Genomic DNA, 14,322 nt, shown 5'->3' with positions numbered 1-14,322 from the left:
CAGGCAGCCGCAGCCGCGACGGCGCCGTCAGAGTCAACATTGGAGATGGAAGGGACGCACTCAGCCGAGCCGGGCGACGCTGCGCAAATCCTCGGCCGTGGTCGAGGGGAAGCCGAAGAATTCCAGATAGGCGGGGATCTGCTCGAACAGCATGTCCTTGCCGACCTGGACCTCGCAGCCACGCGCACGCGCCGCCGCGAGGAACGGCGTGATCTCTTCGGCCATCACCACCTCGCCGACGAAGGTCGCGGCATCGAGCCGGGCGATGTCGAGCGGCAGCGGATCGCCCGGCTTCATCCCGAGCGGCGTGGCATTGACGACGATGTCGAAGCCGGCAGGATCATTGGATGCCAGGGACACGCCGAGCGCGGGATAGTAGCGCGCAAGCCGCGCGCCCAGCGCCTTGGCTGCGGCCGCGTTGATGTCGTAGAGGCCGAGCTCGCTGACGCCGGCCTTGGCGAGAGACGCAGCAATGGCGGAGCCGACGCCGCCGGCGCCCAGCACCAGCGCCCGCTTGCCGGGGATGGCGCGCCCCTTGCGCAGCACGCCGCGCACGAAGCCCTCGCCGTCGAACATCTCGCCGGTCAGGCGGCCATCGGCCTCGCGACGCACGGCGTTGCAGGCGCCGGCGATCGCCGCCGTCGGCAGCAGGACGTCGACGAGCCCGGTCGTGGTGACCTTGTGCGGCATCGTCACCAGCGCGCCATGGGCATTCGAAAGCCGGAAGACCAGCTTCAGGAAGTCCGGATAGTCCTCGGCCCGACAGCCCATCGGCACGACGACGGCGTCGATCCCCTCGCGCTCGAAATAGGGGTTGTAGATCATCGGCGCCTTGAAGCTCTCGGTCGGGTAGCCGAGATGGGCGATGAGCCGTGTGGTTCCGGTGATCATGCTGCGCTCGCCGCCGGCTCGGTGAGGACGACGGTTTCGCCCGAGCGGGCCGCCCGCTTGACGGCGTCGATCACGGTGAGCGTGGCAAGGCCCTCGCGGCCCGAGGCGATCGGTGCGACGCCGTTGCGGATCACATCGCAGAAATGGCGGATCTGGCGCGCCAGCGGGTCGTCCGGAACGACGGGAACGCGCTCGCGCACAAGCGGCTCCCACCAGCTCCGCTTGTCGCGGTTCGACCAGATTTCGAGCTGTGGGATGGTGAGCGAACCATGCGTCCCGCCGATCTGGTAGCAGAACTGGTCCTGCTGCGGATAGGCCGGGTTCTCGCCGGTCGTCAGCTCCCAGCTCCAGGGCGCGACGATGGTGTCGGAAACCGTGACGGTCGCGAGCACGGCGTTGGCAAAGCGCAGCAGGATCGCAGCCGTCTCCTCGACCGCGTGCCCCCTCACCGCATTCGAGCTCAGCGCCTGCACGGAGACGACCTCGCCGCAGAGATGGCGGAAGAGATCGACGTCGTGAATGAGGTTGAGCAGGATCGGCCCTGCCCCCTCTTCGCGGCGCCAGCCGACCTCGAAATAGTCGTCCGGCTTCATCAGCCAGAAATGGCCCTGGATCGCGAGCACCCGGCCGAGCCGGCCGCTCTCGACGATCTCCTTCGCCTTGGCAATCATCGGATTGTAGCGGCGGTGATGACCGGTCAGCAGCGGTAAGCCAGCCCGCTCCGCGGCTGCGACGAGACGGGCCGCGCCGGCAAGATCGTCGGCCAGCGGCTTCTCGACAATGGCGGGGATGCCGGCCTCGATCGCTTCCAGCCCGTTCTCGACATGGAGCTGGTTCGGCGTCGCGATGATCACGCCCTCCGGCCTGTCCGCGGCAATCAGATCGCCGAGGCTGCGATGCCAGCGCGTGCCGAGCCGTTCGGCCAGATCGCGCCCGACCTCGGAGGGGTCGACGATGGCCGAAAGCAGCGCGCCCGGCTCCCGCGCGACATGCTCGGCATGACGTCGGYCGATCAGGCCGGCGCCCATGACTGCGAGTTTGACCGGTGCCATGCTCAATTCCGTTGGAATCCGTGCCTGCCCGCCATCACTTGGCTGCGTCGTCGATGAGCTTCGCGATGCGCCTTAAGCCCAGCTGGTAGCCCTGGGTGCCGAAGCCGGCGATCACGCCGTCGGAGCGCATCGAGACATAGGAATGGTGGCGGAAGGCCTCGCGCTTATGCACCTGCGAGATATGGCATTCGATCACCGGCCCCTCGAAGGTGTTGAGCGCATCGAGCAGCGCGACCGAAGTATGGGTGAAGGCGGCCGGGTTGATGACGATGCCGGCGCCGTCCTCGCGCGCCTCATGAATCCAGTCGATCAGCTCGTATTCGCGATTGGACTGGTGGAAGCGCAGTTCGAGCTTCAGCTCCTCCGCCAGCTTGCGGCAGTCGCGTTCGACATCGGCCAGCGTCTCGTGGCCGTAGATATGCGGCTGGCGCTTGCCGAGCAGATTGAGGTTCGGTCCGTTGAGGACATAGACGAGACGGGACATCGATCGCGGTCCGTTGCTGGTTCTGAGAGGTTCAGTGCTTGTGCAGGATTTCGCCGAGGAATTGGCGCGTCCGTTCATGGCGCGGATTGCTGAAGAATTCCTGCGGCGGCGCTTCCTCGACGATCGCGCCCGAGGCCATGAAGATGACCCGGTTCGCCACCTGCCGGGCGAAACCCATCTCATGGGTGACGCAGATCATGGTCATGCCCTCCTCGGCGAGGCTGATCATGGTGTCGAGCACCTCCTTGACCATTTCGGGGTCGAGCGCCGAGGTTGGCTCGTCGAACAGCATGACCTTCGGCTTCATGCACAAGGCGCGCGCGATCGCGACGCGCTGCTGCTGGCCGCCCGAGAGCTGCGCCGGGTATTTCTCCGCCTGTTCGAGAATCTTGACGCGGCCGAGCAGCTTGCGGGCGGTGGCCTCGGCATCGGCCTTGCTCACGCCGAGCGAGCGCATCGGCGCCAGCATGCAGTTCTGCAGCACGGTCATGTGCGGGAACAGGTTGAAATGCTGGAAGACCATGCCGACCTCGCGACGCACCGCGTCGATCGTCCTGGCATCGTCGCCCAACCTGGTACCGCCGACCCTGATCTCGCCCTTCTGGTAGCTCTCCAGATGGTTGATGCAGCGGATCAGCGTCGACTTGCCCGAGCCCGACGGCCCGCAAAGCACGATGCGCTCGCCTTTGCGGACCGCGAGGTTGATGTCGGTCAGGGCCTTGAAGTCGCCATACCATTTCTCGACATGCGCCATGGCGATCATGGCGTCCGTCGCGGCGGTGTTTTGCGCGGCAGGCTGGTTCATGGCCCTGTTCCCGATCAGTGCTGGTTCAGCTYGCGGWGAAGGWGATGCCTTCGAGGCTGTCSGGGAACTTGTGSACSGGMACCTTCATCCACTTGTCGTAGACCTTCTGCAGCTCGCCATTGGCCTTGATCTTGTCGATGAAGGTATTGATCGCCGCATTGATCTCCTTCTCGCCGAGACGGGTGCAGGCGCCGTTGTAGAGGTTCTGGAATTCGAGCTTGTTCTCGAACTCGCCCGGCCGGCCCTGCTCGATRCGCTGSATGTAGAAGATGTTGCCGCCRAGCGCCTGGACCTGGCCGGAGACCAGCGCCTGGATCGAGGGCGCATCGCCGTCATAGCGGCGAATGGTGGTGCCGGAGGGGGCATTCTTGGTGACCTGCGTGTCCTGCGCCGCGCCCTTGGCGACGCCGATGGTGTACTTCGCCATATCCTCGTTGGTGGTGATCTTGTCCTTCTTGGGGCCGATCAGCACGATGGTATTGGCGACGTAAGGCTTCGAGAACTGCACCGCCTTGGCACGCTCCGGCAGCATCGCCATGGTGGCGAAGAGCACGTCGACGCGGCCCGTCGTGAGCGCCGGGATGCGGTTGTTGACCTCGAGCGGCACGAACTCGACCTGCACGCCGAGTTCCTTGGCGAAGAGCGTCGCGATGTCGGCGTCGAGGCCGTCCTGCTTGCCGGCGCTGGTGACAAAGCCCCAGGGCGGGTTGTCGCCCTGGATGCCGACGATGATCTTGCCGCGGGCCTTGATCTCGGCCGGGGTGATGGCCTGGGCCGGGCTGCCGAGCAGCGCGGGCAGCGCGAGCGCAGCGGCACCGGCGGCAAGAATGCTGCGGCGTGTGGTCTTGGTCATGTTTCTCTCCCTCTGTCGTTGGTGGTTGGGCTTCTGCGGTGAACGTGTTGTCGGCCTCAGCGCGATGCGACGGCCATGCGGCGCTCCAGATGYGATCCGTAGAGCGAGAGCGGCCAGCAGATCAGGAAATACAGGATGCCGACGATCCCGAAGACCAGCAGCGGCTTGAAGGTCTGGTTGGAGATGATGTTGCCGGCCCGGGTCAGCTCGGTGAAGCCGACGATGGCGGCCAGCGACGTGCCCTTGATGAGCTGGACCAGGAAACCGACCGTCGCCGGCAGCGAGATGCGGATCGCCTGCGGCAGGATGACGTCCTTCATGCGCGAGACGTAATGCAGGCTGAGCGCCTTGGCGGCCTCGGTCTGCCCCTTCGGCACGGCCTCGATCGAACCGCGCCAGATCTCGCCGAGATAGGCGCTGGCATGCAGCGTGAAGCCGATCGCGACGGCGACCCAGGCATCGAGCTTCAAGCCGACCAGGGCAAGCCCGTAATAGACCACGAAGAGCTGCATCAGGAGCGGCGTGCCCTGGAAGAGCGAGATGTAGCTCCTCGAACCCCGTTCGAGCGGAGCGATGCCGGAGGTGCGCAGCAGCGCGACCGCGAGCCCGAACACGCCACCGCCGACGAAGCCGACGAGCGAGAGCAGCACGGTCCATTTGAGACCGGTGAGCAGGAAGAGGAATTCGTTCGATCCCATCGCGCCCTCACTTCACCGGATAGCTGAAGTAACGGGTCGAGATCGCGTCGAAGAAGCGCATCATCACCCAGGAGATCACGAGGTAGAACAGCGTGATCGTGCCGTAGACCTCGAAGGAGCGGAAACTGTCGGACTCGATCCGCTGCGCCACCGAGGTGAGCTCGTAAGCCGAGATCGCCGAGCAGATGCTGGTCGACAGGGTCAGCAGCACGAACTGGCTGGTCAGCGACGGGAAGATCGCGCGCAGCGCCGGCTTCAGCACGATCAGCCGGAAGACCTGGGCCTTGTGCAGGCCGAGCGCGAGCCCCGCCTCGATCTGGCCCTTGCTGATCGACTGCACGCCGCCGCGGATGATCTCGATGGCGTAGGCGCCGCCATTGAGACCGAGCGCGATGATCGCCGTCGGCGTCGGATCGAGCCGGACACCCGCCAGCGGCAGCGCGAAATAGATGAAGAAGATCTGCACCAGGAACGGCGTGTTCCGGACCAGCTCGACGAAGCCCTTGATCAGCCAACGCACGGGAGCGAAGCGGGAATCGCGCAGGATCACGCCACCGACACCGATCACGATCGCCAGCGCCATACCGCCCAGAGCGAGACCGAAGGTGCCGAGGCACGCCAGCAACAGGTCCGGCAGCCCCTCGATCACGGGCGTGAAGTCGAGCTTGTAGTTCATTCTCTCTCCCTGGGCGGCCGACCTTCTTTGGGTCGATCCGTGGCGTTTCCCTGACGGCGCCTCTTGTCGGGCACCGGACACCGCGCAGCTTGCACCATCGCAGCGAAGTGATAAATGTACCGGCTAGTTCAATTGGTCAAGCGCAATGTACCGCCCCGTTCATTTCATCGTGGCCGGCCCTCGCCGTCACGCTCGCTCGACAAGAGCGGCAGCGTGACGAGCCCGGTCATCACCACGCGCGAAAAGCGGCGCCAGGCCTCCTGGACCCAGGATCCCGAAGGGGTGCGCCGCAACATTCTCGAGGTCGCTCGCGCGGAATTCGTCGAGAACGGCCTGAGCGGCGCCAGGGTCGACGATATCGCGGCCAAGACCGCGACCAGCAAGCGGATGATCTACTATTACTTCGGCGACAAGGAGGGGCTCTACCGCGCCGTCCTCGAAACCATGTATGAAGGCATCCGCAGTTTCGAGCGCAGCCTCGATCTCGGCTCGCTGCCGCCGGTCGAGGCGATGGCGCGGCTGGCGGAAGCCACGTTCGACTACCATGTCGAGAACCCCGATTTCGTGCGCATGGTGATGGTCGAGAACGTGCATCATGCCCGGAATCTCAAGGCTTCGCGCACCATCGCCGGCCTGAACAGCTCCGTCGTCGAGGTGACCCGCGGCATCTACGAGCGTGGTGTCGCGGCAGGGCTGTTTCAGCCCGGCCTGGAGCCGCTCGACATCTCCCTGACGATCAGCGCGCTCAGCATCTACAATGTCTCGCATCGGGCGACGGTCGGCCAAGTCTTCGGCTATGACATGTGCGAGCCGGAGGCCCTTGCCCGGCGCCGCAGCATGACCGTGGCGGCCGTGCTGGGCATGCTGCGGCGCTGAAGCACCGGCGATCTGGCCGTCTTGCGGGCCCCTACTTCCGCTCGACGAGCCCCGCCATAGCCTGGATGGCGAGCGCGTAGCCTGCGACGCCCAGCCCGGCGATGACCGCCGTCGCGGTGCGGGAGACCAGCGAGTTGTGATAGATCGCTTCCCGCGCATGGATGTTCGAGATGTGCAGCTCGATCTTGGGGCCATCGAACATCTTGAGCGAATCGAGCAGTGCCACCGAGGTGAAACTGTAGCCGGCCGGGTTGATGATGATGCCGCAGGCTTCCTGCCGGGCCTGATGCACGCTCTCGACCAACTCGCCCTCGAAATTGGTCTGGCGAAAATCGACCTCGTAGCCCAGCGTGCGCGCCTTCTCCTCGCAAAGCTGTTTCACCTCGGCCAGCGTCGTCGTGCCGTAGATATGTGGCTCGCGCTGGCCGAGCAGATTCAGGTTCGGGCCGTTCAGGACGAAAATGGGCTTGCTCAACGCGGTCACTCCAAAGGTGCTATGGTCGCTATCCGCCCATACTGATCACGGCAGCGGGGGCGGAAGGAACAAGGTTCGGCATAGACTAAAGAATGAGGAGAGACGCGGTTTAGACCGGCGCGCAGATGATTCATCATGGTGGCAATCGGGCGGCTAGATCCGATCTAATCCATTAAATTGGGAGGATAGCGATGCACCTGACCCGTCGCGGGTTCACGACCGCTCTTGCCGGCACCATTGTGTCTCCGGCCGTCATACGCAGTGCCTACGCCCAGGGCGCCACCGTCAAGATCGGCATGGTCGTCCCGATGACAGGCGCGGCCGCCGAATCCGGCTCCTTCGCCCAGACCGGCGCCAAGATCGCGCTGGAGCAGGTCAACAAGGCCGGCGGCGTGCTCGGCAAGCCGCTCGAGCTGATCTTCGAGGACGACCAGACCACCAACCCCGGTGCGGTGCTCGCCTTCTCCAAGCTCGCCAGCCAACCCGACATCGTCGCCTTCCTCGGCTCGATCCGCTCGACGCAGATGCACGCCATGGCGCCCGACATGCTGAAGATCGGCAAGCCGGTGGGCTTCGGCGGCACCGACCCGAACCTGACCAAGCTCGGCAATCCCTGGCTCTTCCGCTTCCGCCCGAACGATTCCTATTCGGGCAAGGTGATCGCGCAATATGGCAGCAAGGAACTCGGCAAAAAGAAATGGGCGATCGTCCATTCGACCGATGCCTTCGGCACGGCCGGCGCCAAGGCGCTGACCGAGGCCCTGCCCGACAATGGCGCGACGCTCGCCCTCGACCAGGGCTATGCCAACCAGAGCCAGGACTTCACGCCGGTCGTGCTGGCGGTGCGGCAGTCCGGCGCCGATATCCTCGGCACCTATTTCACCTTCGAGACCGATCTCGGCATCTTCGCCCGGCAATTGCGCCAGCTCGGCGTCAACATCCCCTGGGTCGGCTCGCCGTCGATCGTCAACGTCTCGGCGTTGAAGCTCGCGGGGCCGGCGCTCTACAACACCTATGGTGTCGCCGACTATGCCGAGGATTCGAGCGACGCCTCGAAGGCCTTCGGCAAGGCCTATCGCGAGGTGCGGAAGGTCGCGCCGGACAACCAGTCGTCCTGGACCTTCGACGCCGTCACCTGCCTGGCGATGGCGATGAACAAGGCCGGCTCCACCGAGCCCAACAAGGTCCGCGAGGCGATGCTTGCCATCCGCGGCCACAAGGGCGCCGAGGGCGAATACAACTTCGACAAGAACGGTGACGGCCTGCACGGCTATAACATCGTCAAGAACGACAAGGGCGAGATCAAGTTCGACAAGCGGATCGACTTCACGCCGAATCTCGGCTGATCCGCAGGCTGCTCGGCTTCCCTGCTCCTGCCGGGAAGCCGGCCGCCAAGCGCGGCTCGGATCGCGAGCCCCGCTTGGCAACGCCCGACGCATCGCATGTCACGCCTTTCGCGGCGAACGGCCAAACCGTTCACCGCGGAGAACCGATCGCTTCAACGCCAGCGCGGTAGACAGATGGATCTCGTTCTTCAGCTTCTTTTCACCGGGATCGGCATCGGCTCGGTCTATGCGCTGGTCGCGCTGGGCTTCGTCCTGATCTTCCGGGCCACCAACGTCGTGAACTTCGCCCAAGGCGAGTTCTCCATGGTGGCGGCCTTCCTGATGGTGGTCTTCTCGGTCAAGATCGGCCTGCCCTACTGGCTCGCCTTCATCGTCTCATTGTTCGGCATGGCGGCGCTCGGCGCGGTCTTCAATCGCGCGGTCTACTATCCGCTGCGCCACCGCACCTATCTGCCGGTCATCATCTCGACCATCGGCGCCTCGATCTTCATGGCCAACACGACGCTGGCGATCCATGGGCCGGAGCCCGAGGTGCTGTCGGGCTGGTTCGACACGCCCGGCTTCATGCTCGGCCCGGTCTATCTCGACAACCAGTATCTGCTCATCATCGTCGTGACGGCGCTGCTGGTGGCGCTGCAATACTGGTTCTTCGAGCATACGCTGCTCGGCAAGAAGCTGCAGGCGACCTCGCAGGACAAGGAGATGGCCTCGCTGCTCGGCATCCCCGTGGCGGTGATGATCATGATCACCTTCATCTACTCGGCCGTGATCGGCGGCATCGCCGGCATCCTCGTCGCGCCGGTGCTTTTCGTCTCGATCGGCATGGGCGCGACCATCGCGCTGAAAGCCTTCGCCGCCACCATCATCGGCGGCTTCGGCGACGTGACCGGGGCKATCATCGGCGGGCTCGCGCTCGGCGTCATCGAGACCTTCGGGGCGGCCTACATCTCGGTGCCCTACAAGGACGGCTTCGCCTTCCTGGTCTTGATCGCCTTCCTGATCTTCCGGCCGCAGGGCATCTTCGGCGAGCGCGTGGCGGAAAAAGCATGAGCACGACCGAAACCACCGCGACTGCCGGCGATATCCGCCCCCGCCTGCGCTGGGGCGTCCCGGCCTATGTCCTGCTCGTCCTGGTCGCGATGACGCTCGCCATCGTCGTCCCCAAGACCGGCTATATCCTCAACATCTCGATGCAGGCGACGACCTACGCCGTCGCCGTGCTCGGCCTGACGATCGTGCTCGGGCTCTGCGGCCAGATCAATCTGGCCCAGGCCGCCTTCTTCGGGCTCGGCGCCTATGCGGTCGGCCTCGGCCAGACCGATTACGGCCTGAACTTCTGGGTTTGCCTCCTGATCGGCACGGGCATCGCCGCCGGCTTCGGCGCCCTGCTCGGCGCCTCGACGCTCAGGCTCGGCGGCCATTACCTCGCCATGGTGACGATCTCGTTTCAGCAGATCGTCACCCTCGTCCTGATCAACTGGATCCCCGTCACCAAGGGGCCCGACGGTGTCCGCGCCATCCCGCGCCCGCCTCTCTTCAGCGACGGCTCGGCCTATCTCGCGCTGTGCATCGCGGTGCTGGGCATCCTCGGCTATCTGGTCTGGCGCCTGCGCGACACGCGGCTGGGCCGCGCCATGCGGGCGGTGCGCGACAACGAGCTCGCCGCGGGCGTCGCCGGCATCGACGTCTACCGGACCAAGGTCACGGCCTTCGCGTTGTCCGCCGTCCTCGGCGGCATCGGCGGCGGCCTCTTCGCCGGCGGCTTCTCCTATGTCAGCCCGGACCAGTTCTCCTTCGCCGAATCGGTGGTGTTCCTCACCATGGTGCTGCTCGGCGGCGTCGCCTCGCCGATCGGCGCCGTCATCGGCACGGGGCTGCTGATCCTGATCCCGGAATGGCTGCGCTTCCTCAAGAGCATTCCCGGTCTCTATCTCGCCATCTACGGCGCGGCGGTGATCCTGATCGTGCTGTTCATGCCGGACGGCATCTGGGGCTATCTGCGCGGCCGGCTCGACCGCTTCAAGCGCGCCGTCCTCCCAGTCAGCTCCGGCCTGGCGCTTCCGCTGTCGGGCGGCGGCGAGGGCTCCGAGACCGTCCTGGAGGTGCGCGGCCTTTCCAAGCATTTCGGCGGGCTGAAGGCGGTCGACGAGGTCGATCTGACGATCAGGCGCGGCGGGGTCCATGCGCTGATCGGCCCCAACGGCTCAGGCAAGACCACGACGCTGAACGTCCTCTCCGGCCTCTACCGCGCCACGGCCGGGACCGTCACCCTCAACGGGCAGGACATCACCAACCTGCCGCCGCACGCCCGCACCAAGGCCGGGCTGGGCCGCACCTTCCAGAACATCCGCCTCTGGCGCTCGATGACGGCACTGGAAAACGTCATGGTCGGTGCCGAACGGCCCGGAAACCCGGTCGCGAACGATCCCGCAGCCGTGGTAGCGCGAGCCCGGGCGGCTCTCGCCTTCGTCGACCTGGAAGACCGCGCCAACGAGGTGGTGGCGAGCTTCTCCTACGGCCATCAGCGCGCGGTCGAGATCGCCCGGGCGCTGGCCGGCGACCCCGTCCTGCTCCTGCTCGACGAGCCGGGCGCGGGCCTCAACTCTTCGGAGAAGGTGGAGCTGCGCAACCTGCTCAAACGCATCTCGGCGCGCGGCCTCACCATCATGATCATCGACCACGACATGACGCTGGTGAGCGAGGTCGCGCAGCACATCACCGTGCTGAACTTCGGCCGCCGCATCGCCGACGGCTATTCGGCCGACGTGCTCAAACACCCCGATGTGATCGCCGCCTATCTGGGGACGGGTCCCGATGTCGCTGCTTGAACTCAAATCGCTCGTCGTCCGCTACGGCGAAGTCGAAGCCGTCGACGGCGTCTCGCTCATCGTCGAGGCCGGCGAGGTCGTGACGCTGCTCGGCTCGAACGGAGCCGGCAAGTCGACCACCTTGCGCGCCATCTCGGGCCTCGCGAAGCCGGCCTCGGGCGACATCCTCTTCGAGGGCCAGTCGATCGTCGGGCTGAAGCCCGAAGAGATCGTCCGCCGCGGCATCGCCCATGTGCCGGAGGGCCGACGCGTCTTTCCGGGCCTGAGCGTGCGCGAGAACATCATGCTCGGGGCTTCCAACCGGCGCGGCATGAAAACCGCCGAGATCAAGCGGGAGGCCGACGAGATGTTCGACCTCTTCCCCGACATCCGCCGCTTCTCCAATGCGCTCGGCTGGACGCTCTCGGGCGGTCAGCAGCAGATGGTGGCGGTCGCGCGCGGGCTGATGGCGAAGCCGCGCATCCTGCTGCTCGACGAGCCTTCGCTCGGCCTCGCCCCCGTCATCGTCCAGGCGGTCTTCGCGATCATCGCCGAGATCAGGCGGCGGGGCACGACCGTGCTGCTGGTCGAGCAGAACGCCCGGATGGGCCTCTCGGTCGCGGATCGCGGCTATGTGCTCGAAACCGGCAAGCTCGTGCTTTCGGGCACGCCGGACCAGCTCTGGTCGAACGAGGAAATCCGTGCCGCCTATCTCGGCGGACGAACGGCTGCGGCCTGAGTCCGGCCGCCACGTTCAGGGCCCTCAAGCCTCCAGATCACCGACTGATTCCGGCCAGACAATGTGCCGTCATTCCGGGCGCAGCGTAGCGGAAACCCGGAATCCATCGTCGAGCGCCGCGTTCCAGGATGGACTCCGGATCGGCGCCGCTGAAGCGGCTCGTCCCGAATGATGGGAGCTGCGCGACAAACGCTCCGTTATCTCCAAACAATCGCCCTCCCCGCCGGTCGACCGTCTGAACGTATAAGCACTTGAGCGCGCAGCTCCTTCGCGCGCTCCCTCTCGTCGGAGCGCAGCTCATCCCGCCCGCTGCGATGCAGAGAGCCGAAATCCATCCTGAACCTTCCACCGTAGGCGTTCCGGCATGGATCCCGGGTCAAACCCGGGGATGACGGTGGTTCTGCGCGCTCCTTCCAGCCAATAGCTCCACGCATGGACAGCTGCCGGACAGCCGGCCGGCGCATCGGCTTGCTGCGCGGTGGCATTTCCGCGCTTGACGCTTCATGGCCTCGCTTCGTAAGATCCAAATAAGAAAACAATTGATCCATATATTGGACCATCCGATGACATCAGCACTTGCCGGCATCCTTCCCGTCCTGCCGACGCCCTTTGCCGCCAGTGGCGCGATCGACCCCGCGGCACTGGGGCGCGTGACCGCCTTCGCGCTGGGCGCCGGCGCGGCGGGCGTGGTGTTTCCGGGCTTCGCCAGCGAGGTCGACAATCTCTCGGCAGAAGAACGGGAGATCTTGCTCCGCGAAGTCGTCCGCACCGTCGCGGGGCGTGTGCCGGTTGTCGCGGGTGCGAGCGCGCCGTCTGCGGCAGAAGCCATCGGCTATGCCAGGCAGGCACAGGCGCTCGGGATCGGCCATGTCATGATCCAGGCGCCGAAATCCGTCGGCGTCGATGGAGCAGCCGTCGCGGCATTCTACCGCGAGATCGCGGAAGCGGTGCCGGGGATCGAGATCGTCCTGCAGAACGCGCCCGCCCCGCGCGGCTCCGATCTCAAGCCCGACGTGCTGCTGGAGATCGTCCGCGGCAACCCGGCCATCACCTATCTCAAGGAAGAGACGATTCCCGCCGGGCCGGCGATCACCGCGATCCTGAAAGGCAAGCCAGCCCATCTGAAGGGCGTGATCGGCGGCGGCGGCGCCCGCTACATCATCGACGAATATGTCCGCGGCGCCTGCGGCGCGATGCCGGCGGCCGAATTCACCGATATCCACGCGGCGCTCGACCGGGCTTTCCGCAGCGGGGCGGTCGAGACGGCTCGCAACCTCTATATGCGCACCCTGCCGCTGCTGCTGATCCAGGCCAATCTGCGCATGGCCTTCACCAAATACGTGTTGACCCGCCGCGGCATCCTGTCGAACCAGATCTGCCGAGCGCCGCTCCCGGCCTTCGACGCGGTCGACCGGGCCGAGGTCGACGCCTGGCTCGGACGGATCGCGGACCTGCTTGCGCCGACCGCCTCGCTTCAGGCGGCGGAATAGCGCCATGACTGAGCGTGTCGCCAAGGTCGATGTCTATACGCTGACCATCCCGCGCGAGACCGTCTATCTCGGCGATCCGCGCCCCGGCGAGAGCATCAACGAGAAGGGCTACATCGTCCGCAAGGGCAACCGCACGGTCTATCCGACCATGGACCGCACCGTCGTGATCCGGCTGGAGACGAGCGGCGGCCTTGTCGGCTGGGGCGAGACCTACGGCATCGTCGCGCCGGGCGCCGCCATCGCGATCATCGACGATCTGCTCGGCCCGTATGTCGTCGGCCGCTCGCCGCAGGACGTCGTCGTGATCCACGAAGACCTCTACGATCTGATGCGGGTGCGCGGCTATACCGGCGGCTTCTATCTCGATGCGCTCGCCGCCATCGACATCGCGCTCTGGGACCTGAATGCCCGCCTTGCCGACCGGCCGCTCGTCGCCATGCTCGGCGGAAGGCGGCATGAGCGGCTGCCGGCCTATATCTCGGGCCTGCCCAAGCGCACCCGGGCCGAGCGCGCCGATTTCGCCGCCGAATGGCAGGCGAAGGGCTTCGACAGCTTCAAATTCGCGGCGCCCGTCGCGGATGACGGCAATGTCGCGGAGATCGCGACTTTGCGCGAACGGCTCGGGCCCCAGGCCCGCATCGCCTGCGACATGCATTGGGTCCACACCGCCGAGGAGGCCGTCTCCGCCATCCGGGCGATGGAGCCGCATGGCCTCTGGTTCGCCGAGGCGCCGGTGAAGCCCGAGGATGTCGACGGCCTCGCCCATGTCGCCGCCCGCGTCTCGACGCCGGTCGCGGCCGGCGAGGAATGGCGCACGGTCTACGATCTCGTGCCGCGGGTGGCGCGGCGGGCCTGCGCCATCGTCCAGCCGGAGATGGGCCATAAGGGCGTCACCGAGTTCATGCGCATCGGGCAATACGCCCAGGCGCACAATCTCGCAGTGATCCCGCACGCAACCATCGGCATGGGGCTGTTCATGGCGGCGAGCCTGCATGCCAGCGCGGCGCTCTCGGCGGTGAGCTGTCACGAATACCAGCACTCGATCTTCGAGCCGAACCGGCGCCTGCTCACCGGCGACATGGATTGCCGCGAAGGCTTCTACAGCCTGCCGACCGGGCCGGGGCTGGGCG

Annotated in this window: 15 protein-coding genes; 7 read left to right on the top strand and 8 right to left on the bottom strand. The window is 66.1% G+C overall.

Going from position 1 to position 14,322, the window contains the following annotated elements; all coding sequences use genetic code 11:
• Positions 1–60: 60 nt before the first annotated feature.
• The 7 genes from AB4Y99_RS02885 to AB4Y99_RS02855 all read right to left on the bottom strand — a co-directional run bounded on the left by AB4Y99_RS02885 (position 61) and on the right by AB4Y99_RS02855 (position 5,459).
• On the bottom strand, positions 61–891 hold the full coding sequence (locus AB4Y99_RS02885) for a shikimate dehydrogenase family protein (RefSeq protein WP_142022686.1): 831 nt from the start codon (positions 889–891) through the stop codon (positions 61–63).
• Positions 888–1,943, bottom strand: a complete 1,056-nt coding sequence (locus AB4Y99_RS02880) for a Gfo/Idh/MocA family protein (RefSeq protein WP_441522288.1) — start codon at positions 1,941–1,943, stop codon at positions 888–890. Before AB4Y99_RS02880 ends, AB4Y99_RS02885 begins: the two co-directional genes overlap by 4 nt.
• Positions 1,944–1,977: 34 nt before the next feature.
• Positions 1,978–2,427 (bottom strand): type II 3-dehydroquinate dehydratase, encoded by a 450-nt coding sequence (gene aroQ / locus AB4Y99_RS02875; RefSeq protein ID WP_038365623.1) that lies wholly within the window; start codon positions 2,425–2,427, stop codon positions 1,978–1,980.
• Positions 2,428–2,458: 31 nt separating this feature from the next.
• Positions 2,459–3,190 carry an amino acid ABC transporter ATP-binding protein gene (locus AB4Y99_RS02870; RefSeq protein WP_112763266.1) on the bottom strand — a complete coding sequence of 244 codons (732 nt, stop codon included), beginning with the start codon at positions 3,188–3,190 and terminating at the stop codon, positions 2,459–2,461.
• A gap of 67 nt (positions 3,191–3,257) precedes the next feature.
• Positions 3,258–4,085 carry a transporter substrate-binding domain-containing protein gene (locus tag AB4Y99_RS02865; RefSeq protein WP_441522287.1) on the bottom strand — a complete coding sequence of 276 codons (828 nt, stop codon included), beginning with the start codon at positions 4,083–4,085 and terminating at the stop codon, positions 3,258–3,260.
• A gap of 56 nt (positions 4,086–4,141) precedes the next feature.
• Entirely contained in the window at positions 4,142–4,783 is a 642-nt protein-coding gene (locus tag AB4Y99_RS02860) for an amino acid ABC transporter permease (protein WP_038365618.1), read from the bottom strand.
• Between the two features lie 7 nt (positions 4,784–4,790).
• Positions 4,791–5,459, bottom strand: coding sequence for an amino acid ABC transporter permease (locus AB4Y99_RS02855; protein WP_112763223.1), 669 nt, complete (start codon positions 5,457–5,459; stop codon positions 4,791–4,793).
• Positions 5,460–5,672: 213 nt separating this feature from the next.
• On the opposite strand from AB4Y99_RS02855, the gene AB4Y99_RS02850 reads away from it, so the two are divergent.
• On the top strand, positions 5,673–6,335 hold the full coding sequence (locus AB4Y99_RS02850; protein ID WP_441522286.1) for a TetR/AcrR family transcriptional regulator: 663 nt from the start codon (positions 5,673–5,675) through the stop codon (positions 6,333–6,335).
• 31 nt (positions 6,336–6,366) lie between these two features.
• Here AB4Y99_RS02850 and AB4Y99_RS02845 read toward each other — a convergent pair whose 3' ends face one another.
• On the bottom strand, positions 6,367–6,810 hold the full coding sequence (locus AB4Y99_RS02845) for a type II 3-dehydroquinate dehydratase (protein ID WP_038365614.1): 444 nt from the start codon (positions 6,808–6,810) through the stop codon (positions 6,367–6,369).
• A 191-nt stretch (positions 6,811–7,001) separates the two neighbouring features.
• Here AB4Y99_RS02845 and AB4Y99_RS02840 point away from each other — a divergent pair, with 191 nt between their 5' ends.
• The 6 genes from AB4Y99_RS02840 to AB4Y99_RS02815 all read left to right on the top strand — a co-directional run.
• Positions 7,002–8,156, top strand: coding sequence for an ABC transporter substrate-binding protein (locus tag AB4Y99_RS02840; protein WP_038365612.1), 1,155 nt, complete (start codon positions 7,002–7,004; stop codon positions 8,154–8,156).
• A 174-nt stretch (positions 8,157–8,330) separates the two neighbouring features.
• Positions 8,331–9,206 (top strand): branched-chain amino acid ABC transporter permease, encoded by an 876-nt coding sequence (locus tag AB4Y99_RS02835; protein ID WP_038365609.1) that lies wholly within the window; start codon positions 8,331–8,333, stop codon positions 9,204–9,206.
• A complete protein-coding gene (locus AB4Y99_RS02830) occupies positions 9,203–10,984 on the top strand; it encodes a branched-chain amino acid ABC transporter ATP-binding protein/permease (RefSeq protein WP_133563654.1) in 1,782 nt (593 codons plus the stop codon). Before AB4Y99_RS02835 ends, AB4Y99_RS02830 begins: the two co-directional genes overlap by 4 nt.
• Positions 10,971–11,702 (top strand): ABC transporter ATP-binding protein, encoded by a 732-nt coding sequence (locus tag AB4Y99_RS02825; RefSeq protein WP_038365605.1) that lies wholly within the window; start codon positions 10,971–10,973, stop codon positions 11,700–11,702. Before AB4Y99_RS02830 ends, AB4Y99_RS02825 begins: the two co-directional genes overlap by 14 nt.
• Positions 11,703–12,265: 563 nt before the next feature.
• On the top strand, positions 12,266–13,192 hold the full coding sequence (locus AB4Y99_RS02820; RefSeq protein WP_441522285.1) for a dihydrodipicolinate synthase family protein: 927 nt from the start codon (positions 12,266–12,268) through the stop codon (positions 13,190–13,192).
• 4 nt (positions 13,193–13,196) lie between these two features.
• On the top strand, positions 13,197–14,322 hold a 1,126-nt coding region (locus tag AB4Y99_RS02815), incomplete at its 3' end, for a mandelate racemase/muconate lactonizing enzyme family protein (RefSeq protein ID WP_441522284.1).

The sequence above is a fragment of the Allobosea sp. TAB14 genome (genome assembly GCF_052113865.1).
Classification (GTDB): Bacteria; Pseudomonadota; Alphaproteobacteria; order Rhizobiales; family Beijerinckiaceae; genus Allobosea; species Allobosea spartocytisi.
Note: the sequence above shows the minus strand (reverse complement) of the source record. Positions and strands in the feature narration are given on the sequence as shown.

Coding starts and splice junctions, on each gene's coding strand:
- aroQ (WP_038365623.1), bottom strand. CDS start 2,427: ATGTCCCGTCTCGTCTATGTCCTCAACGGACCGAACCTCAATCTGCTC.
- AB4Y99_RS02870 (WP_112763266.1), bottom strand. CDS start 3,190: ATGATCGCCATGGCGCATGTCGAGAAATGGTATGGCGACTTCAAGGCC.
- AB4Y99_RS02885 (WP_142022686.1), bottom strand. CDS start 891: ATGATCACCGGAACCACACGGCTCATCGCCCATCTCGGCTACCCGACC.
- AB4Y99_RS02825 (WP_038365605.1), top strand. CDS start 10,971: ATGTCGCTGCTTGAACTCAAATCGCTCGTCGTCCGCTACGGCGAAGTC.
- AB4Y99_RS02840 (WP_038365612.1), top strand. CDS start 7,002: ATGCACCTGACCCGTCGCGGGTTCACGACCGCTCTTGCCGGCACCATT.
- AB4Y99_RS02855 (WP_112763223.1), bottom strand. CDS start 5,459: ATGAACTACAAGCTCGACTTCACGCCCGTGATCGAGGGGCTGCCGGAC.
- AB4Y99_RS02830 (WP_133563654.1), top strand. CDS start 9,203: ATGAGCACGACCGAAACCACCGCGACTGCCGGCGATATCCGCCCCCGC.
- AB4Y99_RS02820 (WP_441522285.1), top strand. CDS start 12,266: ATGACATCAGCACTTGCCGGCATCCTTCCCGTCCTGCCGACGCCCTTT.